This is a genomic window from Streptomyces sp. NPDC028711, from assembly GCF_055565415.1.
In genome coordinates this window covers 259,515-283,560 of sequence record NZ_JBVHUJ010000003.1, presented here as the reverse complement: position 1 = coordinate 283,560, position 24,046 = coordinate 259,515, and the positions used below count along the sequence as shown (strand labels likewise).

Genomic DNA, 24,046 nt, shown 5'->3' with positions numbered 1-24,046 from the left:
TCCGCTGGCCGACGGGGCCGGACTCCGTTCCCATCGCGGGGTACTCCCGGGCCGCTCCCTCCTTCCGACCTCTGTATGTTCGCCGTCGGGGCCGCGCCCCTGACGGTCGCCCTTCGGGACGGACGGGGCGGTGCCGTCGACGCGGTCCGTGGCGTGCCGCTGCTCGCCTGGCCGAGGTCGGTCCGCGCGCCCGCGTCCTGATCCGGCCTTCATCGACTTTCTGCAAGTTCTTGCAACAGCCTTGTCCGACGGGTCAGTTGATGCCAGTGTTGCCCGGGCTGATGCAGACTCTTCACAGGAGGCGTGCAGTGCGCAAAGCGAGACGACTTCTCCTCAGACTCGGCGCCATGACGAGCTCGGCACTCACCGTCGCAGGGATCGGCCTCATCGCGGCCCCTCCCGCCTCGGCCGTCGACTACTACTACGAACTTCCCTACCCGGCGGGTGAGTCCTACCTCGTCACCCAGGGCCCCGAGGGCACGTACTCGCACACCGGCCCGTACAACGAGTACGCCTGGGATTTCGGACTGCCCGCGAACTACGAGGTCTCCGCCGCGCAGGGCGGCACGGTTCTCGTCTCGGACTGGTCGCCGTACTGGCAGAACGGCATCGAGGTCATCATCCGCCACTCGAACGGCCAGTGCACCCACTACGCGCACCTCAACCGGGCGATCTTCAACACGGGAGACTGGGTCCCGCAGGGCCGGATCATCGGCTGGTCGGGCGCCACCGGGGCGGCGAGCGGCGCGCACCTCCACTTCCAGGTCATCAACTGCAACACCCGCGTCGGCATCCCGGCCACGCTCCAGGGCTGGACGCCGCCCACCGGATCGCGGCCCGTGAGCGTCAACACGCGCGCCTGATCGCGCACGTCCCCTCGCCACTCCCGGCGCACGCGCTGTGCGCCGGGAGTGGCGAGGGCGTGGCGAGCCGGAGAAGAGCGACCGTTCCCCGATCGACAGCGCGTACGACAGGTGGTCGCATCGCCCTCGGCGGCGTCGGGGACCGGATACGCGGCCGTCGGCGTACTCGCGCGAGCCGCCGCGGCATTCGCCCTACGCTGCGCATTTCCGGGAACCCCTCCAGAAGCGCGGATGGTCTTGCTGCCGCGACCGTTATCGCGGGCATCCTGTTCACCTGGTGCGTTCTCTCACGGCGGCTCGTGCTCGCGTGACCTTGGTGCCGAGCTTGACCGTGGAGAAGGTCGACTCCCATCTTCGCGTGGGTGCGGTCCTCGGCGTCGCGGATCTCCTGCAACGCCTTCGTCGCGCCGGGCTGCGCGGACTTGGGCAGGCAGTTGGTGACGTTGCGAGCTTCGCGAACCCAGCACCTTGGCAGCCTGGCTGCCGGGAACACCTCGGCGAGCGTCCGCCACAGGCCCATGGCACCGTCTCCGATGACCAGCTCGGGGTTGCGCATGCCGTCGCGGCGGCGGCAGACGCGTAGCAGGGCGGCCCATGACTCGGTGGACTCACGCAGGCCCTAGGATCTACGGCGACATCGCGTGTCGGTCACCGGCCGGGTGAGACATGGAGGTGTCGGGACATGCCTTCGGAGGCATTCCTTGTCAGTCGAGTTGAACCACACGATCGTCCACGCCCGGGACAACCGGGAGTCCGCAGAATTCTTCGCGAACCTGCTCGGCCTTGAGATCAGCGCCGAGCGGGGCCCGTTCATCGCGGTCGACCTGAGCAACGGTGTCACGCTGGACTTCGCCGCGATCCCCGCCGGCAGCATCACCCCCCAGCACTACGCCTTCCTGGTCTCCGAGGAGGAGTTCGACGCGGCGTACGCGCAGATCAGGCAGCGGGGCATCGAGCACTACGCCGACCCCCACCGGAAGCGGCCCGGCACGATCAACCACAACGACGGTGGCCGCGGCGTGTACTTCATGGACCCGGCGGGCCACGCCATGGAACTCATCACCGTGCCCTACGGCGGCTGGACCTCGTAACCACCCACACCGAGGGCCGCACCCCAGCGGGGAGTGCGGCCCTCACCGCTGCTTGTGCCCATGTGAACCGCGGCCGGCACCCTGCCCTACCTGCCTCCGCCGCCCGGCGGGCACCATCAACACCAAAGGAAACGGCTTCTCAGGCGACGGAGCGCCCGCCAGCAGGCGAAGGGTGGGAGAGCAGCGGGTACGTGCTTGTGGATGAATTCGGCGCCGCGCTGAACGGCCGGCAGCTCGGGTGCGGGCCTGCGAGATCATGGACGAAAGTGGCCTTCGCAGGGTCCGTCTGTACGATGCTCGGGCGTCATGCTTGACCTTCCTGGCGAACAGCGGGGGTGCCGGATCACCTGCTTGCGATGCGGGCCGGGCACACGAACGTGAAGACGACCAAGAAGTGGTACGTGAATCCGGACGTGGCGGACCTGCTCCCGGCAGCGGAGGCATGGGGAGGTCTCGCAGGGGGCGTGTGACAGATCGTGACAGACGAAGGTGTGAACCGGTGAGCGAGACCAAGATCGATACGCTGCAGTACCGCGTTGACGGGCCGGAGCAGGCACCCGTCCTGGTCATGGGGCCCTCCCTGGGTACCACATGGCACATGTGGGACCGGCAGATACCCGAGCTCTCCCGGGACTGGCGGGTCGTGCGATTCGACCTTCCCGGCCATGGCGGCGCGCCCGCCGTCCCCTTCACCTCCGTGGCTGAGCTCGGCGACCGGCTCCTCGCCACCCTCGACGCGATCGGCGTCCAGCGCTTCGGCTACGCCGGATGCTCCCTCGGCGGCGCCGTCGGCCTCGACCTGGCCCTGCGGGCGCCCCACCGGGTCGCCTCCCTCGCCCTGGTCGCCGCCTCGCCGCGGTTCGGAAGCGCCGACGAGTTCCGCCAGCGCGGTGTCATCGTCCGCACCAACGGCCTGGAGCCGATGGCCCGCTCCGCTCCTGAGCAGTGGTTCACCTCGGTGTTCGCCGGTGCGCAGCCCGCGATCGTCGACTGGGCCGTGCAGATGGTCCGGACCACCGACCCCGTCTGCTACACCGCCGCCTGCGAGGCCCTCGCCGTCTTCGACGTACGCGACGCCCTCGACCGGATCACCATCCCGGCCCTCGTCCTCGTCGGCTCCGAGGACCAGGTCACCGGTCCCGCCGAGGCCAGGACCCTGGTCGCCGGGATCGCCGACGCCCGTCTCGCCGTCGTCCCCGGGGCCTCGCACCTCGCGCCCGTCGAGCAGCCGGCCGCCGTCACCGATCTGCTCCTCGACCACTTCGCCGGCGCCGCCCCGGACACCAGCGGCACCCTGACCGTGCCGCCCCTGCCCGCGACCCCGGTGCCGGTGGCCCAGCCGGCCCCGGCGGACGAGGCAGCCGCGGCCGGCCGCCCCGACCCGTACGAGAAGGGGCTCGGGCTGCGCCGCGAGGTCCTCGGCGACGCCCATGTGGACCAGGCACTCGCCGACGACCCCGACGGGGCCTTCCAGGAGCTCGTCACCCGTTACGCCTGGGGCGAGGTCTGGAGCCGTGAGGGCCTAGACCGGCGGACCCGCAGCGTCGTCACCCTCACCGCGCTCATCGCCGGAGGCCACCAGGAGGCCCTCGCCGACCACACCAGGGCAGCCCTCCGTAACGGCCTGTCACCCGAGGAACTGCGGGAGATCGTGCTCCACGCGGGCGTGTACTGCGGCCTGCCCGCCGCCGAGACCGCGCTCCGCGTGGTGGCCCGCGTCGTCGCCGAGGAGACCACGCCCCCGGCGTAGCCTGGGACGGTGAAGCTGACGAAGAAGTCCCACGCCTGCGTGCGGCTGGAGAAGGACGGGCGGACGCTCGTCCTGGACCCCGGCATGTTCACGGAGGAGGACGCGGCCCTCGGGGCCGACGCCCTCCTCGTCACGCACGAGCACCCCGACCACTTCGACGAGGGCCGCCTGCGCGCGGCCCTCGACGCCGACCCGGCCGTCGAGATCTGGACGCTGCGGAGCGTCGCCGAACAGCTCTCGGCGGCGTACCCCGGGAGGGTCCACACCGTCGGGCACGGCGACACCTTCAGGGCGGCCGGATTCGACGTCAAGGTGTACGGCGAGCTGCACGCCGTGATCCACCCGGACATCCCGCGCGTCACCAACGTCGGCTTCCTCGTCGACGGCGCCGTCTTCCACCCCGGCGACGCGCTCACCGTCCCCGACCGGCCCGTGGACACGCTGCTGCTCCCCGTCATGGCCCCGTGGAACAAGATCTCCGAGGTCATCGACTACGTCCGCGAGGTGAAGCCGCGCCGGGCCTACGACATCCACGACGCCCTGCTCACCGACCTCGCCCGGCCCATCTACGACCGCCAGATCGGTGCCCTCGGCGGCACCGACCACGACCGGCTCGCCCCCGGCGCGTCCACCACCGTGTAGCCGGGCCGGGCGCCGATTGTCGGACCCCGCACGTAGGCTTGCGCACATGCGCATCGCCACCTGGAACGTCAATTCGATCACCGCCCGGCTGCCCCGGCTCCTGGCCTGGCTGGAGAGCAGCGGCACGGACGTGCTGTGCGTGCAGGAGACCAAGTGCACGGCCGAGCAGTTCCCCACCGAGGAGCTGCGTGCCCTGGGGTACGAGTCCGTGGTCAACGCCACGGGCCGGTGGAACGGCGTGGCACTGATCTCCCGCGTCGGCCTCGCGGACGTCGTCATGGGCCTGCCCGGCGGCCCCGACTACGAAGGCGTCGAGGAGCCCCGGGCGATCTCCGCGACCTGCGGCCCGGTCCGCGTCTGGTCGGTGTACGTGCCGAACGGCCGGGAGGTGGCCCACGAGCACTACGCGTACAAGCTGCGCTGGCTTGAGGCCCTGAAGGCGGCCGTCGCGGACGACGCGGCGGCGGAGCGCCCCTTCGCCGTCCTCGGCGACTACAACATCGCGCCGACCGACGACGACGTCTGGGACAGGGCGGTCTTCGAGGGCGCCACGCACGTGACGGAGCCGGAGCGGGCCGCGCTCGCCGGTCTGCGCGAGGCCGGTCTCGCCGACGTGGTCCCGCGCCCCCTCAAGTACGACCACCCCTTCACGTACTGGGACTACCGGCAGCTCTGTTTCCCCAAGAACAAGGGCATGCGCATCGACCTGGTCTACGGCAACAAGCCCTTCGCCGAGGCGGTCACGGACAGCTATGTGGACCGTGAGGAGCGCAAGGGCAAGGGCGCGTCGGACCACGCGCCCGTCGTGGTCGACCTCGACGTGTAGGACGTCTCCCGGCGGTGCCACCACCGCGAAGACCGCCGCCACCGCCGCGATAACGATCCAGCGCGCCGGGTGGTCGACCGGCAGGCAGCGGTGCGACGCTGTTCTGATGAACATCCCGTTTCTCGACAACTGGCGCAAGCGGCATGAACCCGAGCCGGCCGAGTCCCCGCTGGTCGCGGCCTTCGACCGCGACCCAGAGGGAGTCGGCGAGCTGCTCGCCGAATGCGAGCTGCTGCGTGCCCGTGTCGCGGAGGCGGGGGTGGCTCTCGACGACACTCCCCGCTCCCTCCAGGAGCTCGACCAGCTGCCGCCCCGCTGGCGTGACGACCCGGAGGAGCTGCCCTGGATCGGGAACGACGCCGGCCTCTACCTCGGCACCGTCATCGTCCGGAACGTGCCGGGCGCCCGCTGGCAGGTCCAGCCCGGCGGCGGCCCGGTGGTGCAGCTCGCCTCCGGCCGGGAGATCCAGGTCGTCGAGGCCGGTCTCGACTGGGCGATGACGGGCTCGCCGGAGCTCTCCCAGGTGTACGCCGAGTCCGCCGAGCACTGAGAGCCCCGCCGGCACCCGGAGCTCCCGCCGCCATTCGTCGTACACCGGCGCCACCCTTCCGCAGTAAATACGGCTTTTCCCGTTTTCATGCGTGTCGGGCGTGAAGTCCCTTTTCGAGGTGGATAGTTTGCGCTGACTCGACACCGCTGAGAAATGGGGCAGGGCAGCGTATGGCCGTCGTCGATCCGCTGATCGAACTGCGTGGCGTCAACAAGCATTACGGCACGTTGCATGTCCTCCAGTCCATCGATCTCACCGTCGGCCGGGGGGAGGTGGTCGTCGTCATCGGCCCGTCCGGCTCCGGCAAGTCCACCCTCTGCCGGGCGATGAACCGCCTGGAGCGCGTCGAGTCGGGCGAGATCGTCATCGACGGGCAGCCCCTCCCCGAGGAGGGCAAGGCGCTCGCCCGGCTGCGGGCCGAGGTCGGCATGGTCTTCCAGTCGTTCAACCTCTTCGCGCACAAGACCGTCCTCGCCAACGTCTCCCTCGCGCAGATCAAGGTCCGCAAGCGCAGGAGGGACGAGGCCGACCGGCGGTCCCGCGAGCTCCTCGACCGGGTCGGACTGGCCGCGCACGCCGACAAGTACCCCGCGCAGCTCTCCGGCGGCCAGCAGCAGCGCGTGGCCATCGCCCGCGCCCTCGCCATGGACCCCAAGGCGCTCCTCTTCGACGAGCCGACCTCGGCACTCGACCCCGAGATGATCAACGAGGTCCTCGAGGTCATGCAGCAACTCGCCCAGGAGGGCATGACGATGGTGGTCGTCACCCACGAGATGGGCTTCGCCCGCTCCGCCGCCAACCGGGTCGTCTTCATGGCCGACGGGAAGATCGTCGAGGACCGCGCGCCGGAGGACTTCTTCACCGCCCCGCGCAGCGAACGCGCCAAGGACTTCCTCTCCAAGATCCTCAAGCACTGAGCGGAGCGGGAACCATGCAGCGTACGCACCGGACCCTGGCCGCTCTCGCCCTGCTGCTCGCCCTGACGGCGGCACTCGGCGGCTGCGGCAGGGAGGGAAGCCCGCCCGTCAAGGGTCCCCAGCCCGACCAACTCCCCGTCTACCAGGTCCAGAAGGGCTTCACCCTGCCCGACTCCAGCACCTGGAACCGGGCGAAGAAGCGCGGCCGGCTCGTCGTCGGCGCCAAGGAGGACCAGCCCTACATGGGCGAGAAGGACCCGGCCACCGGCCGCTACTCGGGCTTCGACATCGAGATCGCCAAGATGATGGCGGCCTCCCTCGGCTTCGACCCCGCCGGCATCGACTTCCGCACGATCGCCTCGGCCAACCGCGAGACCGCCCTGCAGAACGGCCAGATCGACTATTACGTCGGCACGTACACCATCAACGACAACCGCAAGAAGCTCGTCGGCTTCGCCGGGCCCTACTACCAGGCCGGCCAGTCCCTCCTGGTCCGGACCGACGAGAACGACATCAAGGGCCCCCAGGACCTGGCGGGCAAGCGGGTCTGCTCGGCCGCCGGCTCCACCCCGTACCAGCGGATCGAGAAGGACTACCCGAAGGCCGAACTCGTCGCCTACGACACGTACTCGGCCTGTGTGGACAACCTGCTGACCTACCAGGTCGACGCCGTCACCACCGACGACACGATCCTCATGGGCTACGCCGCGAAGGTGCCCGACGAACTCAAGGTCGTCGGAAAGCCGTTCTCGAAGGAGCCGTACGGCATCGGCGTCCCGCGCGGCGACAACGCCCTGCGCTTCGCCCTCGACGACGCCATCGCCGCCCACGAGAAGAACGGCGACTGGAAGAAGGCGTACGACGCCACCCTCGGTCTCTCCGGGGTCCCCGCCCCGACACCGCCCGCCATCGACCGCTACCCGGCGAGCTGACCCGGAGGAGCCCCCACATGGAGTCACTGGCATGGACGTCCTGACCGACAACTTCTCGCTCTACGGCAAGGGATTCCTCGGCACCGTCGAACTCACCGTCTACGCCTCGGCGCTCGCCCTCGTCCTGGGCTTCGTCATGGCCTCGTTCCGGGTCGCGCCCGTCGGCTCCTTCCGGGTCTTCGGCACGGTCTGGGTCACCGTCCTGCGCAACACCCCGCTCACCCTGCTCTTCTTCGCGGTCATGCTGGGCCTGCCCCGGTTCGGACTCGTGCTGCCCTTCGAGCTGTTCGCGGTCCTCGCGCTCGGCTGCTACACCTCGGCCTTCATCTGCGAGGCGCTCCGCTCCGGCATCAACACCGTGCCGCGCGGCCAGGGCGAAGCCGCCCGCAGCCTCGGCATGACCTTCACCCAGACCCTCGGCACGGTCGTCCTCCCGCAGGCCTTCCGCACGGTCATCCCGCCGATCGGCTCCACCCTGATCGCCCTCGCCAAGAACTCAGCCATCGCCGGGGCCTTCAGCGTCACCGAACTCCTCGGCACCTACAAGACCCTGAGCGAACTCGGCTACAACATCGTCTGGACCTTCGTCTGGATCGCCGCCGGATACCTGATCATCACCCTCACCATCAGCGCCCTCTTCCACATCATGGAGAAGCGCTGGGGAGTCGCCCGATGACCGAGTCCACCGCCCTCTACGACATCCCCGGACCGCAGGCCCGGCGCCGTCACCTCCTCTACGGCCTCGTGGCAAGCGTGCTGATCCTCGCCCTGGCCGGCTGGATCCTCTACCTCCTCTTCGACAACGCCCAGTTCACCTCCACCAAGTGGTCGCCCTTCCTCTACCAGGGCATCCAGGAACTGCTGCTCGAAGGGCTCGGCAACACCCTCAAGGCCTTCGCCTACGCCTCGGTGCTCTCGCTCGCCCTCGGCGCGCTGCTCGCCACCGGACGCCTCTCCGAACACCGGCCGCTGCGCTGGCTCTCGACGCTTCTCATCGAGTTCTTCCGCGCCATGCCCGTCCTCGTGATGATCTTCTTCATCTTCGTGGCGCTCAAGGTCCAGGCGCTGCCCGCACTCGTCGCCGGGCTGACCCTCTACAACGGCTCGGTGCTCGCGGAGGTCTTCCGCACCGGCATCCACGCCGTCGCGCGCGGCCAGGGCGAGGCGGCGTACGCGCTCGGCATGCGCAAGACGCAGGTCATGACCTACGTCCTGGTGCCGCAGGCGGTCCGCGCGATGCTGCCGGCCATCATCAGCCAGCTCGTGGTCGCGCTCAAGGACACCTCGCTCGGCTTCCTCATCACCTACGAGGAGTTCCTGCACGCGGGCAAGCTGATCGCCTCGAACCTCGACTACGACCTGCCGTTCATCCCCGTCGTGCTCGTCATCTCGCCGATCTACATCGGGATGTGCATGCTGCTCTCCTGGTTCGCCACCTGGGTGGCCCGCAAGGAACGCCGCAACCCGAAGACGAGGGCCGTGGACGTCGCACCGGCCGAACCACAGACGCTGCTGCCGGGACAGCAGTAGCGGCGAGGAGCCGCACCCGCCCGGCAGCAGCCGGTGATCACTCCTGCCGCAGCGGTACCGACACGTACGACGGGTCGGCCGCGGGGGAGGAGAAGGTCAGCTGCGCGCCGGTCGGGTTGTGCTCGATGTAGAGCGGGTCGACGGTGTCGACGACGAGGGCGAGCCGGTGCCCGGCCGGAACGTCGTACGCCGTGGAGAACAGCTCCAGATCGAGGGCGAACGGCGTGCCCGGTGTCCGGTCGTGGAAGGTGTACGGGGCGTTGCTGACGAGCTTGCCGACGCCGAGCGGGCCCACGTCGTAGAGGTACGCGACGAGGGTGCCGCTCTCCTTGGTGGAGGCGACCGTGGTGTGCACCTTCACCGTGCCGCGCACCCGCTGCGGGGTGTCGTACCGCTCCGACTGCCAGACGCCGGCGAAGGCGCGGGGGAGCAGGGGGACGGAGACGACGGGCGGGATGCGGAGGAACTGGTCGAGGGCGTTGGTGAGCAGGGTGATGCCGCCGTTGGCGCCGGAGTCGACGTTCGCCCAGACCCGCTGCGTACCGTCGAGGTCGAACTTCCGCTGGTTCGCGTGGACGGACTTCCAGTCCGGGTAGCCCTCGTAGCCGCCTGTCGAGCGCGACGTGAGCTGGACGGGCTGCTCGCGGTCGATGCCGTTGTCGACGCCCTTGAGGTGGCGGTCGAACCAGCGGTGGGCGCTGGTCCAGGTGTCGTTGGGCAGCCCGAACAGACCGGTGGCCTCGGCGGTGGCGTGGTCGCCGGGGCGGAACTCCAGGCGCTTGGGGCCGGTGAGCTTCTCGAAGAAGCTCGCGTACTGGTTGGGCGGGAAGATCGTGTCGCCCCAGGCGTTGCCGAGCATGATCGCGGCGCCGTTGGCGTTGATCCGGTCCAGGTGGGTGGCGGGGGACCGGGTACGGCCCCAGGCGATCATCTCGTCCTCCTTGTCCAGGTTCGACGAGAGGAAGTCACCCAGGACCTCCTTCAGTTCGGGCCCGGGTCGGCCCGTGAGGTACCCGGCGCCGCCGAGCAGGGCGGCGGCCTGGAGGTGCTGGGTGCGGCCGCTGTAGATGGACTCGATGAGGTCGGCCCAGCCGCTCAGCGCGGCGACGGCCTTGATCCGGGGGTCGTGGGCGGCGGCGAGGAGGCTGATCCCGGCGCCGTACGAGACACCCGCCATGCCCACGTGCGCGGGGTCGGCGGACGTGTGGGCGAGGGCCCAGTCGATCACCTTCGAGGCGTCGGCGACGTCCTTCGGACCGGCGGTCTCGATCTCCCCGCCGGACTGCCAGAAGCCGCGCGAGTTGTAGCTCACCACGACGTAACCGGAGTCGGCGAGCTTCTTCGCCTGGGCGAGGTACTCGATCTGGGGCATGGCCCAGCTGGTGGGGAGGACGATCAGGGGGTGACGGCCGGCGCCGGCGGGGGCGATCACGTTCGCCTTGAGGACGGTGCCGCCCTCCCCGGCGATGTCGACGAAGCGGATGCCGGTGTCGGTGCTCGCTCCGGTCTCTCCCGCCTGAGCGGCGGGCGCGAGCCCGAGGGCCGTCCCGGCCACGAGAGCGGCCGAGACGGCGAGGGCCAGGGATGTGCGCACGGGTCACTCCTCACTGGGGGCACTGCGGGGTCAGTGCGTGCACCGCTGGGGGCGGTGCTGGGGGGCAGTCATGGGGGGCAGTGAAAGTGACCCGACGGTAACCGGAGTGGCTTACCCGAGGTAACTGGTCGGTAAGTTACGTGCCGGTAACGATTGGGTGGGACGGAAAAGCCCGGACTGTGGGATCAGCTCAACGGCGGCCTCCACCGGCCTGTCATGATGGTGCCGTCTTCACCCCTGAAGGGCGGCCGACGGGAGGAACGGTGGGGGGCGCGAGCGACGTACCCGACGTTTTCGATCCGCGGATCTACGCCGTCGGGATCCCGCACGACCGCTTCCGCGCGCTGCGCGACCTGGCGCCCGTCGCGTGGCAGGGGGAGCCGGAGATCCTGGGATGGCCGGCCGGGCCGGGGTTCTGGGCCGTCACCCGGCATGCCGACGTCACCCGTGTGCTCAAGGACGCGGGGACGTACTCCTCCTGCCTCGGCGCCACCCAGATCCGGGACCCCGCCCCCGCCGATCTGCCCTTCATCCGGCGCATGATGCTCAATCAGGACCCGCCGGATCACGGGAGGCTGAGGCGACTCGTCAGTCGGGCCTTCACTCCGGGGCGGATCGAGCGCTTCGGTGTCACCGCGCGGGAGCGGGCCAGGGCCCTGATCGGCGCGGCGGTGGCCGATGGCGGCGAGGTGGACCTCGTCCCGGCCGTCACCGACGACTACGCCCTGCTCAACCTGACCGACCTGCTCGGCGTGCCCGCGAGCGACCGGGGGCTCCTGCACGACTGGACCGAGCGCGTCATCGCCTACCAGGACCCCGACGAGCCCCCGGTCCTGGACGCCGAGGGCCGACCGGTCAACCCCCGCTCGCCCGCCATGCTCGCCGAGATGTTCTCCTACGCCCAGGAGCTCGCCGCGTACAAGCGCGCGCACCCCGCCGACGACATCATGACCTCGCTCGCCGGCTCGGAACTCGCCGACGCCGAACTGGAGATGTTCTTCTTCCTGCTGACCGTCGCCGGCAACGACACGGTCCGCAGCGCCGCCCCGGGCGGACTCCTCGCGCTCGCCGAACACCCCGACGAGCAGGGGAGGTTGTGGAAGGGGGACGTCTCCGTGGACACGGCGGTGGACGAACTCCTGCGGGTGCACCCGCCCGTGCTCTCCTTCCGGCGCACCGCGGCCCACGACACCGAGCTCGCGGGCCAGATGATCCGGCGCGGCGACAAGGTGGTCGTCTTCCACGCCTCCGCCAACCACGACGAACGCGTCTTCGCCGACCCGCACCGCCTCGACCTCGGCCGGACACCGAACCCGCACGTCTCCTTCGGCGACGGCCCGCACGTCTGTCTGGGCGCCCACTTCGCCCGGCTTCAGCTGCGGGTGCTCCACGAGGAGGTGCGCCGGGTCTGCGGCGGCGTGGAGCTCACCGGACCACCCCGCCGCCTCGTCTCCAACTTCATCAACGGCGTCAAGTCGCTGCCGGTGCGGCTGCGGGAGCCGTCCGCGCCTCGCGGGTGACATCGGCCACCACCTCCACCACATCGGGGCCGTACGCCCGCGAGTTGACCACCTTCAGGAGGAGAACGAAGGAGCCGTCCGTCCCGTACGTGCCGGTCAGCGCCTTGTGGTGGCGGGCCAGATGCCGTGCCGCGGCCTGATTGGTGACAGCGGCCTGGCCGCAGATCAGGAACACCGGCCGGCCACCCTCGCCGCGGGTGAGGCGCGCGAGGACGACGTACTCGGTGACGCCCCACTCCGGGCGGTAGGCCTCGCCCGCCACGGTGATCATCCCCCGGTCCTCGCGCGGCTCCTGCTCGACGTTCATCGTGAGTCCCGGCAGCAGGTTCGGCAGATGGGCTTCCATGCGCCGATTGGAGTAGGGGCCGCCGATGCAGAACTCGGCTATCTCGCCGAGTCCCTGACGGGCCGTGTCGTGCTGCACGACACGGGGACGCGCCCCGCAGTCCTTGACCAGCGCCGACAGTTCGAGCAGCGCCGAGACGTCGGTGGCGTGCACGCCGCGCTCGCTGCCGGCCAGACGGTTCACCACGAGCAGACACTCCGAACCGGAGGGCAGCCCGAAGAACGCCTGCTTCCGGCGGAGCCCGCGCCGCCAGAGGTACGTGCGGGCCAGCCACCCCAAGGAGGCGCTGACCCCGGTCGCCAGGACCCCGAGCACGATGTTCCGCACGTCTTCGTTCATGGGCGCGCATGCTAGCCGCGGACCGGCCTCATGTTCGAGGCGGTCCTGACGGAACGGGCCGGGGGAAGTTACGCTGCGCGGACGGTTGTTGACTGGAGGTAGGGAATGCGTCGTTCCGCCGCTGGGAAGGTCTCCGTTCTCGCCGTCGCGGCGACGGTGCTCTCGATGGGTGCCGCCCCGCCGACGGCCCGGCCGGCCACCCTGCCGCCACCGGTCAAGGAGCCCGTCGCCGTCGGATACGGCGGTGCCGTCGCCAGCGTCGACGCCGACGCCTCGGCCGCCGGTGTCGAGGTGCTCCGCGAGGGCGGCAACGCCGTGGACGCCGCCGTCGCCGTCGCGGCCGCCCTCGGCGTCACCGAGCCCTACTCGGCGGGCATCGGAGGCGGCGGCTACTTCGTGTACTACGACGCGAAGAGCCGCACCGTGCACACCGTCGACGGGCGCGAGACCGCGCCCCGCTCCGCCGACACGAACCTCTTCGTGGAGAACGGCAAGCCCATCCCCTTCGAGGAGGGCATGACCAGCGGCCTCGGCGTCGGTACCCCCGGTACCCCCGCGACCTGGAAGAGTGCTCTCGACGCCTGGGGCAGCAAGCGCCTCGGGGCGCTCCTCGAACCCGCCGAGCGGCTGGCCCGTGAGGGCTTCACCGTCGATCCCACGTTCCGCGCCCAGACCGCGGCCAACGAGGCGCGGTTCCGTGACTTCCCGGCCTCGTCGGAGCTCTTCCTGCCCGGTGGGCAGCTGCCGGTCGTCGGCTCCGTCTTCAAGAACCCCGACCTGGCCCGTACGTACGAGACGCTCGGCCGCGAGGGCGTCGGCGCCCTCTACCGCGGCCCGCTCGCCCGGGACATCGTGAACACCGTCCGCACGCCCCCGGTCCGCGCCGGCGCCACCCGGACCGTACGGCCCGGTGACCTGACGGTGCGCGACCTCGCCACGTACCGCACGGAGTCCCGCCGCCCCACGAAGGTCTCGTACCGGGGGCTCGACGTCTACGGCATGGCCCCTTCCTCCTCCGGCGGCACGAGCGTCGGCGAGGCGCTCAACATCCTGGAGGGCACCGACCTCGCGACCGCCTCCCAGGCCCGCTATCTGCACCGGTTCATCGAGGCCAGCCGCATCGCCTTCGCCGACCGGGGCCGCTGGGTCGGCGACCCGGCCTTCGAGCGGGTGCCGACGCGTGGACTGCTCTCCCAGCGGTACGCCGACTCCCGCGCCTGCCTGATCCGCGACGACGCCGTCCTGACCAGCCCGCTCGCGCCCGGCGACCCCCGTGACCCGGCACCGTGCGCGAGCGGCGGCACGGCGGCCCCGACCACGTACGAGGGGGAGAACACCACCCACCTCACGGTGGCGGACAAGTGGGGCAACGTCGTCGCGTACACCCTCACCATCGAGTCCACCGGCGGCAGCGGCATCACCGTGCCGGGACGGGGCTTCCTGCTCAACAACGAGCTGACCGACTTCTCCTTCGCCCCCGCCAACCCGGCCGTGCACGACCCGAACCTGCCGGGACCCGGCAAGCGGCCGCGCTCCTCGATCTCCCCGACGATCGTCCTCGACCCGCACGACCGGCCCGTCCTCGCCCTCGGCTCGCCGGGCGGCGCGACGATCATCACGACGGTCCTGCAGACCCTCACCGGGGTCGTCGACCGGGGCCTGCCGCTCGTCGAGGCCATCGCCGCGCCGCGCGCCAGCCAGCGCAACCAGACGACCACCGAACTCGAACCCGCCCTCTGGAACAGCCCGCTCAGGGCGGAGCTCGAAGCGATCGGGCACGGCTTCCGGCAGAACCCGGAGATCGGCGCCGCCACCGGCGTCCAGCGCCTGCCGGACGGCCGCTGGGTGGCCGCGGCGGAGAAGGTCCGCAGGGGCGGTGGTTCGGCGATGGTGGTCCGGCCGGCGGGGTAGGGGGCGACCGGCCGCCCGGCGGCGCGGGCTACAGCGCCGTCAGCACGCGCGGGCCCTCGTCCGTGATCGCGACCGTGTGCTCCGCGTGGGCCGCGCGCGAGCCGTCGGACGTACGGATCGTCCAGCCGTCGGCCGCCGTGTAGTGGTCGTCCGTGCCGCCGCCGATGAGCATCGGCTCGATCGCGAGCACCATCCCGTGGCGCAGCTTCATGCCCCGGCCCGGGCGCCCCTCGTTGGGGACGCCCGGGTCCTCGTGCATCGTGCGGCCGATCCCGTGACCGCCGAAGCCGTCCGGGATGCCGTATCCGGCGGCGCGGCAGACCCGGCCGATGGCGTGGGCGATGTCGCCGATCCGGTTGCCGACGACGGCCGCCGCGATGCCCGCCGCCAGGGCCTCCTCCGCCGCGGCGATCAGCCGGGTGTCCTCCGGCCGGGCCTGGCCGACCGTGAAGCTGACGGCCGAGTCGCCCGCCCAGCCGCCCAGGAGGGCCCCGCAGTCCGCGGAGACCAGGTCGCCAGGCGCCAGCCGGGTCCCGTCCGGGATGCCGTGCACGATGGCGTCGTTGACGGAGAGGCACACCACCGCGGGGAACGGCACGGGTGCCCACTCCGGGCGGTAGCCGAGGAAGGGCGATCCGGCGCCCGCCTCGGCCAGGACCTCCCGCGCGGCCCCGTCCAGTTCGGCGAGCGTGACGCCGGGCGCCGCCTTCTCCCGTACGGCCGCGAGGGCGCGCGCCACCACCCGCCCCGACTCGCGCATGGCCGCCAGGTTCTCGTTCGTCTTGATCTCCACCATTCCAATTACTATACCGGTATTAGAATGGTGGCATGGTACGCACCCCACTGACCCCCGAAGAGCGCGAGCGCGGCGAGCGCCTCGGCCTGTTCCTGCGCGAGGCGCGCGGCGAGCGGTCCATGGTCGAGATCGCCACGGCGGCAGGTCTGTCCGCCGAGACGCTCCGCAAGATCGAGACCGGCCGGGCCCCGACCCCGGCGTTCTTCACTGTCGCGGCCCTCGCCGGGGTCCTCGGCCTCTCCATGGACGAGCTGGTCGTCCGGTGCGCGCTCGTGCCCGTCTGAGGGCCGTCACCGCCTCCACGGAGACCGCCTATACGGAGACAGCCAGCTGGACGCGGCTGTGACGCGGGCGCTCGATCTCGTCGAGCAGGGCGAGCGCGAGGTCGGCGTGCGCGATCCGGCCGGGGCCGTCGATCACCGAGCCCACGGCCGTCCGGTAGCCGCCTGTCGGCGCCGCCTCGGCGTTCAGGTCGAGCGGCGGTACGACCATCAGCCAGTCGAGCTCCGGTCCCGCCTCGTCCGAGAGCAGCGCGAACTCGGCCACATGGCCCTGGGCGAACGCCCGCCACTCCGCCGGGAATCCAGGCGCGTCCATGAGCCGCACCCCCGGCTCCTTCTCCAGGGTCGTGGCGATCCCCAGGGTCAACAGGCGTCGGACGCCCGCCTTTTCGAGCCCGCCGACCAGGGCCTTCGCCGCGGCCGTGAAGTACTCCTCCGAGGAGACGTCGAGGCGGACCGAGGCGTTCACGGCCGCGTCGTGGCCGGCCGCGAGCGCGGCCACCGACGCCGGGTCGGTGACGTCACCCCGTACGAGAGTGACCGAAGTGCCTTCCAGGTCACGGTGCTTCGCCGGATCGCGCACCACCGCCGTCACCCGGTGGCCACGGGCCACCGCCTCCGCCACGGTCGCGCGGCCGACCCGTCCGCCCGCCCCGAAGACGATGATGTCGCCGTTCGTGACGTCGCTGTCGCTGATGTGGTTGCTGCTCATGTCGTCGTTCATGGCAGGACCGTAGAACCGGAGTACCTGGTTACTTCAACGGTACTGGGCTAGCTTCACAGGCATGCACCAGCCGCTGACCGCCGACCTGTTCCACGACCCGGACTGCTCCGACCGCGCGCAACCCATCCGCGTCGGAGGCAAGTGGACCGCCGTGGTCCTCCGCTGCCTCGAGGACGGGCGGCCCCGCCGCTTCTCGGAGCTGCGCGTCCCGCTTCACTGGATCACCCCCAAGGTGCTCACCGAGACCCTGCGCGCCATGGAGCGCGACGGGTTCCTCACCCGCACCGCGTACGACGAGAACCCGCCGCGCGTCGAGTACGCGCTGACCGCCCTCGGCCGCGCGCTGATCGATCCGCTGGACACCGCGTGCGCCTGGGCCCGCGCCCACCTTCCGGAGATCACCGAGGCCAGGACGGCCTACGGGAGCGAGGACGGCCGGTCCTGAGCCCGGCGCCCGACGCCCCGTGACGCCCCGCATAGGCTCCCGGGCATGATGCCCGAAGAGCTGCGGCACGGCCGCTACGTCAGCCTGACCACGTACCGGAAGAACGGCACGGGGGTCGCGACGCCCGTCTGGTACGCGGTCGACGGCGCCGAGATGTACGTCTGGACCCGCACCGACTCCTGGAAGGTCAAGCGCCTGCGGAACGACCTGCGGGTCGAGGCAGCCGTCTGCGACCTGCGCGGAAACGTCGCCGACGGCGCCCGGCGCGTCGCCGGTGAGGGGCGGCTCGTGGAGGGGGACGAGCTGCGGCGGATCCGGCGCCTGCTCGCGCGCAAGTACACCTGGCAGTTCTGGCTGACCGACGTGCCGGCCACGCTCGCCCGCTTCGGGAAGCGCCCGCACACCGGGATCGTCGTGCGCTTCGGGTGAGACGGGCGCCACGGCTGAGACGCGCTTCGAGTGAGACGCGTGCCTCGGGTGAGGCGCGCGCTTCCGGGGAATTGCGCGGCGAGGCACCCGGAGGAAAACGGTCCGTAGTCGTCCCGTAACACGACTGCGGTCCAATACCCGCGGACCGGAAGGTTCCAGTCGACCGCGGGGCAGGTGCGTGACGCATGACGGTGTACCAACTACCGGCTGAGCTGGCGGCGTTCACGCGCTGGCTGGCGGAGCTCGCGGGCCGCATCACGCCGGACGGCGGCTGGTACGGCGTCTTCGCCGAACGAGACCCGGAGGGGCTGCGCGCCTGCTTCGACGGGGCCGAGATCCTGCCGTGGGACGTCGTCGAATCCCTGCTCCAGGACGCCGGGGAACCCGCCGACGGACCGCTCGCCCTGCGCGGCCGGACGCTGTACGCGGCCGCCGCCGGCGCCCATGACCGGCGGCCGGGGGGAGCGGCGGCGCTCGCCGAGCGCAGGGAACTCATGGAACGCGAACGCCGGTACGCCGACTCCCGCGCCCGCGAACTGGAGGACCGGCTCCGCGCCGCCACGGCCCAGGGCCCGGAGGAGACGGCCCGCCTGGCACACGACCTGGCCTGGACCCGCGACGACCAGGCCAGGGCGACCGCCCGCGTCAGGGACCTGACGACCCGCCTGGAGCGCCTGGGGGAGGGGAGCGGGACGGGGGAGGCCGCCGCGGCACCGGGCTCGGCCCTCGCCCCCGCCGGAGATCCCCCGTCCCGCCCCGGCAGGGCCAGGCGGCGGCCCCGGGGCGCCCGGTACGCCTGGATCGAGGGGGGCGAGGAGCAGGGGCCGGTAGCCGCGCCCCTTCCCGCGACCGTACTGCCGGCCCGGGGAGCGGCCCCCCGGGGCGCCCGGTTCGGCGGCGGCCCCGCCGCGCCCGACCGGGCGCCCGGCGCGGTGCAGGTCCCTGACGCGGACCCCGCAGAGGACGCCCGCGCCGCGGCCAACGCGGTCTACGCCCTGCGGCGGCTCCGCGCCCAGGGTCGTAGCGGCGAGGCCCACGCCCTGCTCTGCGAGGCGCTCAACGGACCGCCCGCCCGGCTGCCCGCCCTCGCCGGGGAACTCCACCGCGCCGGACTCGGCGCCGACTGGTCGATCCTGCTCTGGGAGGCCGCCTCGCTGGCTCCCGGCCGGCTCGCCGCCGTCGCCGGAGCGCTCGCCGACGCGGGCCGGGCCGCCGACTGCGAGCAGCTCCTGCGTCAGGGTGTGGCGCGCCCGGTCGAGGAGCTCGCGGGCGCGTGCGCCGCCCTGCGCGCCGAGGGCCACGACCGTGAGGCCCGCGCGCTGCTCGCCGCGTTCGTGCGGGTCCGCACCCCCGAGGACGCGGCGCGGCTCGCGGGCGAGGACCCGCGCGAGCTGCTCCCCGGGCTCCTCGAAGCGGCCCGGGCGGTGTCGGCGGACCGTGAGCGCGACCTGCTGCACGCCCTGCGCGTGGCGGGCGTCGCCGGCGCCTGACGGGGAGGGGCGGCGGTACGGCGGGAGGGCGGCTGTGCGACGGGCCGGGGCGGCGGGGCGACGGTGGGGCGAGGCGGGGCCCGTACGTGTCGGTCCTTGCCCGTACGTGTCGGTACGTGTCCGACGTGGACCACTCGGGTATGAAACATGATCGACCCGGCCGCTTCACGGCGGCGGTCTTGCTCCGGGGTGTGACGGGGCTTACGTTCTCCTCCTACGCACCGCGTCTACGTGCGTAGAGGCTCTCTGACGCCGTGCCGAAGGAGCAGCTCATGACCGACGTCGTACGCGCCGCGCTCGTCCAGGCGACCTGGACCGGTGACACCGAATCCATGATCGCCAAACACGAGGAGCACGCCCGGGAGGCCGCCCGGCAGGGCGCCAAGGTGATCGGGTTCCAGGAGGTGTTCAACGCCCCCTACTTCTGCCAGGTCCAGGAGCCCGAGCACTACCGCTGGGCCGAGCCCGTCCCCGACGGCCCGACCGTGCGGAGGATGCGGGACCTCGCCCGGGAGACCGGGATGGTGATCGTGGTGCCGGTCTTCGAGATCGAGAGCGAGGGCTTCTACTACAACACCGCCGCCGTGATCGACGCCGACGGCACGTACCTCGGCAAGTACCGCAAGCACCACATCCCCCAGGTCAAGGGCTTCTGGGAGAAGTACTACTTCCGCCCGGGGAACGCCGGCTGGCCGGTCTTCGACACCGCCGTCGGCAAGGTCGGCGTCTACATCTGCTACGACCGCCACTTCCCGGAGGGCTGGCGCCAACTCGGGCTCAACGGCGCGCAATTGGTCTACAACCCCTCGGCCACCCACCGCGGGCTCTCCTCCCACCTCTGGCAGCTGGAACAGCCCGCCGCGGCCGTCGCCAACGAGTACTTCGTCGCCGCCATCAACCGCGTCGGCGTCGAGGAGTACGGCGACAACGACTTCTACGGCACCAGCTACTTCGTCGACCCGCGCGGCAAGTTCGTCGGTGACGTGGCCTCCGACAAGACCGAGGAACTCGTCGTCCGCGACCTCGACTTCGGCCTCATCGAGCAGGTGCGGCAGACGTGGGCCTTCTACCGGGACCGCCGCCCCGACGCGTACGACGGGCTGGTGCAGCCGTGAGCAGCCTCCACGACCGGCACAAGGCCGTCCTCCCCGAGTGGCTCGCCCTCTACTACCGGGACCCCCTCGAGATCACCCACGGCGAGGGCCGCCACGTCTGGGACGTCGAAGGCCGCAGGTACCTCGACTTCTTCGGCGGCATCCTCACCACCATGACCGCCCACGCCCTGCCCGAGGTCACCAAGGCCGTCGCCGAGCAGGCCGGGCGGATCATCCACTCCTCCACGCTCTACCTCAACCGCCCGATGGTGGAGCTCGCCGAGCGGATCGCCGGGCTCTCCGGCATCCCCGACGCCCGTGTCTTCTTCACCACCTCCGGCACCGAGGCCAACGACACGGCGCTCCTCCTCGCCACCGCGTACCGCCGCTCGAACCAGATCCTGGCCATGCGGAACAGCTACCACGGCCGCTCCTTCTCCACCGTCGGCATCACCGGCAACCGCGCCTGGTCGCCGACCGGCCTCTCCCCGCTGCAGACCCTGTACGTGCACGGCGGCGTCCGCACCCGGGGCCCGTACGCCCAGTACACCGACGAGCGGTTCACCGAGGCGTGCGTCGCCGACCTCGAGGACCTCCTCGGCCACACCCGGGACGTCGCCGCCCTCATCGCCGAACCGGTCCAGGGCGTCGGTGGCTTCACCTCCCCGCCCGACGGGCTGTACGCCGCCTTCCGCCGCGTCCTCGACCGGCACGGCATCCTGTGGATCTCCGACGAGGTGCAGACCGGCTGGGGCCGCACCGGCGACCACTTCTGGGGCTGGCAGGCCCACGGCCAGGCCGGGCCGCCCGACATCCTCACCTTCGCCAAGGGCATCGGCAACGGCATGTCCGTCGGCGGGGTCGTCGCCCGCGCCGAGATCATGAACTGCCTCGACGCCAACTCCATTTCCACCTTCGGCGGTTCACCCGTCACCATGGCCGCCGGTCTCGCCAACCTCTCGTACCTCCTGGAGCACGACCTCCAGGGCAACGCGCGCCGTGTCGGCGGGCTCCTCATCGAACGCGTCCGGGCCGCCTGCGCCGGGGTGGCGGCGGTACGGGAGGTCCGCGGCCGGGGCCTCATGATCGGCGTCGAGCTCACCGAACCGGGCACCGACCGGGCCGCTCCGGACGCGGCCGCCGCCGTCTTGGAGTCCGCCCGCGAGGACGGCCTCCTCATCGGCAAGGGCGGCGGCCACAACACCAGCACCCTGCGCATCGCCCCGCCGCTCTCGCTCACCGTCGGCGAGGCCGAAGAAGGCGCGGCGATCCTCGAACAGGCCCTCAGGGCACTGTAGTTCCGGCCCCCCAAGCAGGGAGAGTCCCGTGAGCAGCACCCGTACCGTCATCCGGGGCGGTCTCGTCGTCACCGCCGCCGACGAACTCCACGCCGACGTGCTGATCGAGGACGGCCGTGTGGTCGCCCTCGCGGCCCACGGCTCGGACGTGGCGGCCGGCTGGACCGCCGCCCGGACCATCGACGCCACCGACCGCTACGTGCTGCCCGGCGGCGTCGACGCCCACACCCACATGGAGCTGCCCTTCGGCGGCACCGCCGCCTCGGACACCTTCGAGACCGGCACCCGCGCCGCAGCCTGGGGCGGCACCACCACCATCGTCGACTTCGCCGTCCAGACCGTCGGCCAGGGCCTCCGCGAAGGACTCGACACCTGGTACGCCAAGGCCGACGGCGTCTGCGCGATCGACTACGCCTTCCACATGATCCTCTCCGACGTCAACGAGCACACGCTCAAGGAGATGGACTGGCTCGTCCAGGAGGGCATCACCTCCTTCAAGCTCTTCATGGCCTACCCGGGCGTCTTCTACAGCGACGACGGCCGGATCCTGCGCGCCATGCAGCGCTCCGCCGACAACGGCGGGCTGATCATGATGCACGCCGAGAACGGCATCGCGATCGACGTCCTCGTCGAACAGGCCCTGGCACGCGGCGAGACCGACCCCCGCTACCACGGGGAGGTCCGCAAGGCCCTCCTGGAGGCCGAGGCCACCCACCGGGCGATCCAGCTCGCCCGGGTCGCCGGCGCGCCGCTGTACGTCGTGCACGTCTCGGCGGAGGAAGCCGTCGCCGAGATCGCCACCGCCCGCGACAAGGGGCTGCCCGTCTTCGGCGAGACCTGCCCCCAGTACCTCTTCCTCTCCACCGACAACCTCGCGGAGCCGGGCTTCGAGGGCGCGAAGTACGTCTGCAGCACCCCGCTCCGGCCCAGGGAGCACCAGGCGGCGCTCTGGCGCGGCCTGCGCACCAACGACCTCCAGGTGGTCTCCACCGACCACTGCCCCTTCTGCTTCACGGGGCAGAAGGAGCTCGGACTCGGGGACTTCTCGAAGATTCCCAACGGCCTGCCGGGGGTCGAGAACCGTATGGACCTCCTCCACCAGGCGGTCGTCGACGGGCACATCTCCCGCCGCCGATGGATCGAGATCGCCTGCGCGACCCCGGCCCGGATGTTCGGCCTCTACCCGCAGAAGGGGACGATCGCGCCGGGCGCGGACGCGGACGTCGTCATCTACGACCCGCACGCGACGCAGATCCTCTCCGCGGCCACCCACCACATGAACGTCGACTACTCGGCGTACGAGGGGAAGACGGTCACCGGCCAGGTCGAGACCGTCCTCTCGCGCGGCGAGGTCGTCATCGACCGGCGCGAGTACGTCGGCCGCGCCGGGCACGGCATCTTCGTGCCGCGGTCCACCTGCCAGTACCTGAACTAGGAGAACGACGTTGGACTTCGGACTCGTCCTGCAGACCGACCCGCCCGCCTCCCAGGTGGTGGGCCTGATGCGTCGGGCGGAACGCAACGGCTTCCGCTACGGCTGGACCTTCGACTCCGCCGTGCTGTGGCAGGAGCCCTTCGTCGTCTACAGCCAGATCCTGGAACACACCACCAAGCTTCACGTCGGCCCGATGGTCACCAATCCGGGCACCCGCACCTGGGAGGTGACCGCCTCCACCTTCGCGACCCTCAACGACATGTTCGGCAACCGGACCGTGTGCGGCATCGGCCGCGGTGACTCCGCCATGCGGGTCGCCGGCCGCAAGCCGAACACGCTCGCTCGTCTGGGCGAGGCGATCGAGGTGATCCGGGACCTCGCCGAGGGCCGGGAGGCGGTCGTCGACGGCAATCCGATCCGGATCCCGTGGATCAAGAACGGCAGGCTGCCGGTGTGGATGGCCGCGTACGGCCCCAAGGCGCTGGCCCTCGCCGGACAGAAGGCGGACGGCTTCATCCTCCAGCTCGCCGACCCCTTCCTCACCGAATGGATGGTCAAGGCCGTCCGGGAGGCGGCGCGGGAGGCGGGCCGCGACCCCGACGCACTCACGATCTGCGTCGCCGCCCCCGCGTACGTGACAGCCGACGACTCACCGGGCGCCCTGGCCCACGCCCGGGACCAGTGCCGGTGGTTCGGCGGCATGGTCGGCAACCACGTCGCCGACCTCGTCGCCAAGTACGGCGAGCACTCCTCGATGGTCCCGGAGGAACTGACTGCCTACATCAAGGACCGGCACGGCTACGACTACTCCCACCACGGCCGCGCCGACAACCCCGACACCGCCTTCGTCCCCGACGAGATCGTCGACCGCTTCTGCCTCATCGGCCCCGCCGATGCCCACATCGAGAAGCTCCGCCACCTGCGCGACCTGGGTGTCGACCAGTTCGCCGTCTACGACATGCACGACAACCGCGAGGGCACCATCGACGCCTACGGCACCGACGTCATCCCAGCTCTCCGCTGATGACCGTCACGGGCGTCATGCGTTCGCCGCGTCTTCGGCGCGTGCATCCGGTGGTGAGCCGGCAGAGGGGGGCCAGGGCTGCCGCCGTCGCCGGGGTGCGCCGCCCGATCCGGCTGCCGGACGGCATGGCACTCGTTGGCTCAGCCGCGTTCCCGCAGCGGCGCCGTGAGCCTGCCGGCCGCCGTCCGTGGCGGAGCACGGACGGCGGGGGCGGCTCGG

At 71.5% G+C, this 24,046-nt stretch carries 24 protein-coding genes and 1 pseudogene; 20 read left to right on the top strand and 5 right to left on the bottom strand.

What is annotated here, in order from left to right; genetic code table 11:
* The first annotated feature begins 347 nt into the window (after positions 1 to 347).
* Positions 348 to 863, top strand: coding sequence for a M23 family metallopeptidase (locus ACZ4VK_RS12420; protein WP_468351290.1), 516 nt, complete (start codon positions 348 to 350; stop codon positions 861 to 863).
* Between the two features lie 343 nt (positions 864 to 1,206).
* On the opposite strand, the pseudogene ACZ4VK_RS12415 reads toward ACZ4VK_RS12420, so the two are convergent.
* A pseudogene (locus tag ACZ4VK_RS12415) lies at positions 1,207 to 1,482 on the bottom strand (transposase); the annotation flags it as partial.
* Between the two features lie 82 nt (positions 1,483 to 1,564).
* Here ACZ4VK_RS12415 and ACZ4VK_RS12410 point away from each other — a divergent pair.
* From ACZ4VK_RS12410 to ACZ4VK_RS12370, 9 genes are all read left to right on the top strand, one after another.
* A complete protein-coding gene (locus ACZ4VK_RS12410; protein ID WP_468351288.1) occupies positions 1,565 to 1,954 on the top strand; it encodes a VOC family protein in 390 nt (129 codons plus the stop codon).
* Positions 1,955 to 2,453: 499 nt separating this feature from the next.
* A complete protein-coding gene (gene pcaDC / locus ACZ4VK_RS12405) occupies positions 2,454 to 3,704 on the top strand; it encodes a bifunctional 3-oxoadipate enol-lactonase/4-carboxymuconolactone decarboxylase PcaDC (RefSeq protein ID WP_468351286.1) in 1,251 nt (416 codons plus the stop codon).
* A gap of 9 nt (positions 3,705 to 3,713) precedes the next feature.
* Entirely contained in the window at positions 3,714 to 4,346 is a 633-nt protein-coding gene (locus tag ACZ4VK_RS12400) for an MBL fold metallo-hydrolase (protein ID WP_468351284.1), read from the top strand.
* Between the two features lie 46 nt (positions 4,347 to 4,392).
* Complete coding sequence (locus tag ACZ4VK_RS12395) at positions 4,393 to 5,172, top strand: exodeoxyribonuclease III (RefSeq protein ID WP_468351283.1); 780 nt, start codon at positions 4,393 to 4,395, stop codon at positions 5,170 to 5,172.
* A 106-nt stretch (positions 5,173 to 5,278) separates the two neighbouring features.
* Positions 5,279 to 5,722, top strand: coding sequence for a DUF6278 family protein (locus tag ACZ4VK_RS12390; protein WP_468351281.1), 444 nt, complete (start codon positions 5,279 to 5,281; stop codon positions 5,720 to 5,722).
* Between the two features lie 170 nt (positions 5,723 to 5,892).
* A complete protein-coding gene (locus ACZ4VK_RS12385; RefSeq protein WP_468351279.1) occupies positions 5,893 to 6,639 on the top strand; it encodes an amino acid ABC transporter ATP-binding protein in 747 nt (248 codons plus the stop codon).
* A gap of 14 nt (positions 6,640 to 6,653) precedes the next feature.
* Positions 6,654 to 7,571: a glutamate ABC transporter substrate-binding protein gene (locus ACZ4VK_RS12380; RefSeq protein ID WP_468351277.1), complete on the top strand. Its 918-nt coding sequence runs from the start codon at positions 6,654 to 6,656 to the stop codon at positions 7,569 to 7,571.
* A 31-nt stretch (positions 7,572 to 7,602) separates the two neighbouring features.
* Positions 7,603 to 8,247, top strand: coding sequence for an amino acid ABC transporter permease (locus tag ACZ4VK_RS12375; RefSeq protein ID WP_468351268.1), 645 nt, complete (start codon positions 7,603 to 7,605; stop codon positions 8,245 to 8,247).
* Positions 8,244 to 9,101 (top strand): amino acid ABC transporter permease, encoded by an 858-nt coding sequence (locus tag ACZ4VK_RS12370; protein WP_468351266.1) that lies wholly within the window; start codon positions 8,244 to 8,246, stop codon positions 9,099 to 9,101. The genes ACZ4VK_RS12375 and ACZ4VK_RS12370 overlap by 4 nt, the downstream gene beginning before the upstream one ends.
* A gap of 37 nt (positions 9,102 to 9,138) precedes the next feature.
* Here ACZ4VK_RS12370 and ACZ4VK_RS12365 read toward each other — a convergent pair whose 3' ends face one another.
* Positions 9,139 to 10,695 carry a CocE/NonD family hydrolase gene (locus tag ACZ4VK_RS12365; RefSeq protein ID WP_468351264.1) on the bottom strand — a complete coding sequence of 519 codons (1,557 nt, stop codon included), beginning with the start codon at positions 10,693 to 10,695 and terminating at the stop codon, positions 9,139 to 9,141.
* 263 nt (positions 10,696 to 10,958) lie between these two features.
* Between ACZ4VK_RS12365 and ACZ4VK_RS12360 the strand changes: the two genes are divergently transcribed.
* Positions 10,959 to 12,215: a cytochrome P450 gene (locus tag ACZ4VK_RS12360; protein ID WP_468351262.1), complete on the top strand. Its 1,257-nt coding sequence runs from the start codon at positions 10,959 to 10,961 to the stop codon at positions 12,213 to 12,215.
* Here the strand turns inward: ACZ4VK_RS12360 and ACZ4VK_RS12355 are convergent.
* Positions 12,166 to 12,900: a hypothetical protein gene (locus tag ACZ4VK_RS12355; protein ID WP_468351260.1), complete on the bottom strand. Its 735-nt coding sequence runs from the start codon at positions 12,898 to 12,900 to the stop codon at positions 12,166 to 12,168. The genes ACZ4VK_RS12360 and ACZ4VK_RS12355 overlap by 50 nt on opposite strands.
* Before the next feature lie 105 nt (positions 12,901 to 13,005).
* On the opposite strand from ACZ4VK_RS12355, the gene ggt reads away from it, so the two are divergent.
* Positions 13,006 to 14,811 carry a gamma-glutamyltransferase gene (gene ggt, locus ACZ4VK_RS12350; protein WP_468351258.1) on the top strand — a complete coding sequence of 602 codons (1,806 nt, stop codon included), beginning with the start codon at positions 13,006 to 13,008 and terminating at the stop codon, positions 14,809 to 14,811.
* A gap of 28 nt (positions 14,812 to 14,839) precedes the next feature.
* Here the strand turns inward: ggt and map are convergent, their stop codons facing one another.
* Entirely contained in the window at positions 14,840 to 15,607 is a 768-nt protein-coding gene (map, locus tag ACZ4VK_RS12345) for a type I methionyl aminopeptidase (protein WP_468351256.1), read from the bottom strand.
* A 32-nt stretch (positions 15,608 to 15,639) separates the two neighbouring features.
* Between map and ACZ4VK_RS12340 the strand changes: the two genes are divergently transcribed.
* Positions 15,640 to 15,891, top strand: coding sequence for a helix-turn-helix domain-containing protein (locus ACZ4VK_RS12340; RefSeq protein ID WP_468351254.1), 252 nt, complete (start codon positions 15,640 to 15,642; stop codon positions 15,889 to 15,891).
* Between the two features lie 28 nt (positions 15,892 to 15,919).
* Here the strand turns inward: ACZ4VK_RS12340 and ACZ4VK_RS12335 are convergent, their stop codons facing one another.
* The gene (locus tag ACZ4VK_RS12335) at positions 15,920 to 16,612 is read right to left on the bottom strand and encodes an NAD(P)-dependent oxidoreductase (RefSeq protein WP_468351252.1); all 693 of its coding nucleotides are present in this window, start codon (positions 16,610 to 16,612) and stop codon (positions 15,920 to 15,922) included.
* Positions 16,613 to 16,673: 61 nt separating this feature from the next.
* Between ACZ4VK_RS12335 and ACZ4VK_RS12330 the strand changes: the two genes are divergently transcribed.
* From ACZ4VK_RS12330 to ACZ4VK_RS12300, 7 genes are all read left to right on the top strand, one after another.
* Positions 16,674 to 17,057 (top strand): winged helix-turn-helix transcriptional regulator, encoded by a 384-nt coding sequence (locus ACZ4VK_RS12330; RefSeq protein WP_468351250.1) that lies wholly within the window; start codon positions 16,674 to 16,676, stop codon positions 17,055 to 17,057.
* A gap of 45 nt (positions 17,058 to 17,102) precedes the next feature.
* On the top strand, positions 17,103 to 17,486 hold the full coding sequence (locus ACZ4VK_RS12325; RefSeq protein ID WP_468351248.1) for a PPOX class F420-dependent oxidoreductase: 384 nt from the start codon (positions 17,103 to 17,105) through the stop codon (positions 17,484 to 17,486).
* 185 nt (positions 17,487 to 17,671) lie between these two features.
* Complete coding sequence (locus tag ACZ4VK_RS12320) at positions 17,672 to 18,976, top strand: UL36 very large tegument protein (RefSeq protein WP_468351247.1); 1,305 nt, start codon at positions 17,672 to 17,674, stop codon at positions 18,974 to 18,976.
* Between the two features lie 272 nt (positions 18,977 to 19,248).
* Positions 19,249 to 20,091: a nitrilase-related carbon-nitrogen hydrolase gene (locus tag ACZ4VK_RS12315; RefSeq protein ID WP_468351245.1), complete on the top strand. Its 843-nt coding sequence runs from the start codon at positions 19,249 to 19,251 to the stop codon at positions 20,089 to 20,091.
* Positions 20,088 to 21,368 (top strand): aspartate aminotransferase family protein, encoded by a 1,281-nt coding sequence (locus ACZ4VK_RS12310; protein ID WP_468351243.1) that lies wholly within the window; start codon positions 20,088 to 20,090, stop codon positions 21,366 to 21,368. The genes ACZ4VK_RS12315 and ACZ4VK_RS12310 overlap by 4 nt, the downstream gene beginning before the upstream one ends.
* Before the next feature lie 28 nt (positions 21,369 to 21,396).
* Positions 21,397 to 22,803 (top strand): dihydropyrimidinase, encoded by a 1,407-nt coding sequence (gene hydA / locus ACZ4VK_RS12305; protein WP_468351241.1) that lies wholly within the window; start codon positions 21,397 to 21,399, stop codon positions 22,801 to 22,803.
* A 10-nt stretch (positions 22,804 to 22,813) separates the two neighbouring features.
* Complete coding sequence (locus ACZ4VK_RS12300) at positions 22,814 to 23,827, top strand: TIGR03842 family LLM class F420-dependent oxidoreductase (protein ID WP_468351238.1); 1,014 nt, start codon at positions 22,814 to 22,816, stop codon at positions 23,825 to 23,827.
* The last annotated feature ends 219 nt before the right edge of the window (positions 23,828 to 24,046 follow it).

What these genes read in the sequence shown, in the direction of transcription:
- ACZ4VK_RS12420 (WP_468351290.1), top strand. Translation starts at nt 348, where the DNA reads ATGACGAGCTCGGCACTCACCGTCGCAGGGATCGGCCTCATCGCGGCC.
- ACZ4VK_RS12395 (WP_468351283.1), top strand. Translation starts at nt 4,393, where the DNA reads ATGCGCATCGCCACCTGGAACGTCAATTCGATCACCGCCCGGCTGCCC.
- ACZ4VK_RS12390 (WP_468351281.1), top strand. Translation starts at nt 5,279, where the DNA reads ATGAACATCCCGTTTCTCGACAACTGGCGCAAGCGGCATGAACCCGAG.
- ACZ4VK_RS12385 (WP_468351279.1), top strand. Translation starts at nt 5,893, where the DNA reads ATGGCCGTCGTCGATCCGCTGATCGAACTGCGTGGCGTCAACAAGCAT.
- ACZ4VK_RS12380 (WP_468351277.1), top strand. Translation starts at nt 6,654, where the DNA reads ATGCAGCGTACGCACCGGACCCTGGCCGCTCTCGCCCTGCTGCTCGCC.
- ACZ4VK_RS12375 (WP_468351268.1), top strand. Translation starts at nt 7,603, where the DNA reads ATGGACGTCCTGACCGACAACTTCTCGCTCTACGGCAAGGGATTCCTC.
- ACZ4VK_RS12370 (WP_468351266.1), top strand. Translation starts at nt 8,244, where the DNA reads ATGACCGAGTCCACCGCCCTCTACGACATCCCCGGACCGCAGGCCCGG.
- ACZ4VK_RS12355 (WP_468351260.1), bottom strand. Translation starts at nt 12,900, where the DNA reads ATGAACGAAGACGTGCGGAACATCGTGCTCGGGGTCCTGGCGACCGGG.
- ggt (WP_468351258.1), top strand. Translation starts at nt 13,006, where the DNA reads ATGCGTCGTTCCGCCGCTGGGAAGGTCTCCGTTCTCGCCGTCGCGGCG.
- map (WP_468351256.1), bottom strand. Translation starts at nt 15,607, where the DNA reads ATGGTGGAGATCAAGACGAACGAGAACCTGGCGGCCATGCGCGAGTCG.
- ACZ4VK_RS12340 (WP_468351254.1), top strand. Translation starts at nt 15,640, where the DNA reads ATGGTACGCACCCCACTGACCCCCGAAGAGCGCGAGCGCGGCGAGCGC.
- ACZ4VK_RS12335 (WP_468351252.1), bottom strand. Translation starts at nt 16,612, where the DNA reads ATGAACGACGACATGAGCAGCAACCACATCAGCGACAGCGACGTCACG.
- ACZ4VK_RS12330 (WP_468351250.1), top strand. Translation starts at nt 16,674, where the DNA reads ATGCACCAGCCGCTGACCGCCGACCTGTTCCACGACCCGGACTGCTCC.
- ACZ4VK_RS12325 (WP_468351248.1), top strand. Translation starts at nt 17,103, where the DNA reads ATGATGCCCGAAGAGCTGCGGCACGGCCGCTACGTCAGCCTGACCACG.
- ACZ4VK_RS12320 (WP_468351247.1), top strand. Translation starts at nt 17,672, where the DNA reads ATGACGGTGTACCAACTACCGGCTGAGCTGGCGGCGTTCACGCGCTGG.
- ACZ4VK_RS12315 (WP_468351245.1), top strand. Translation starts at nt 19,249, where the DNA reads ATGACCGACGTCGTACGCGCCGCGCTCGTCCAGGCGACCTGGACCGGT.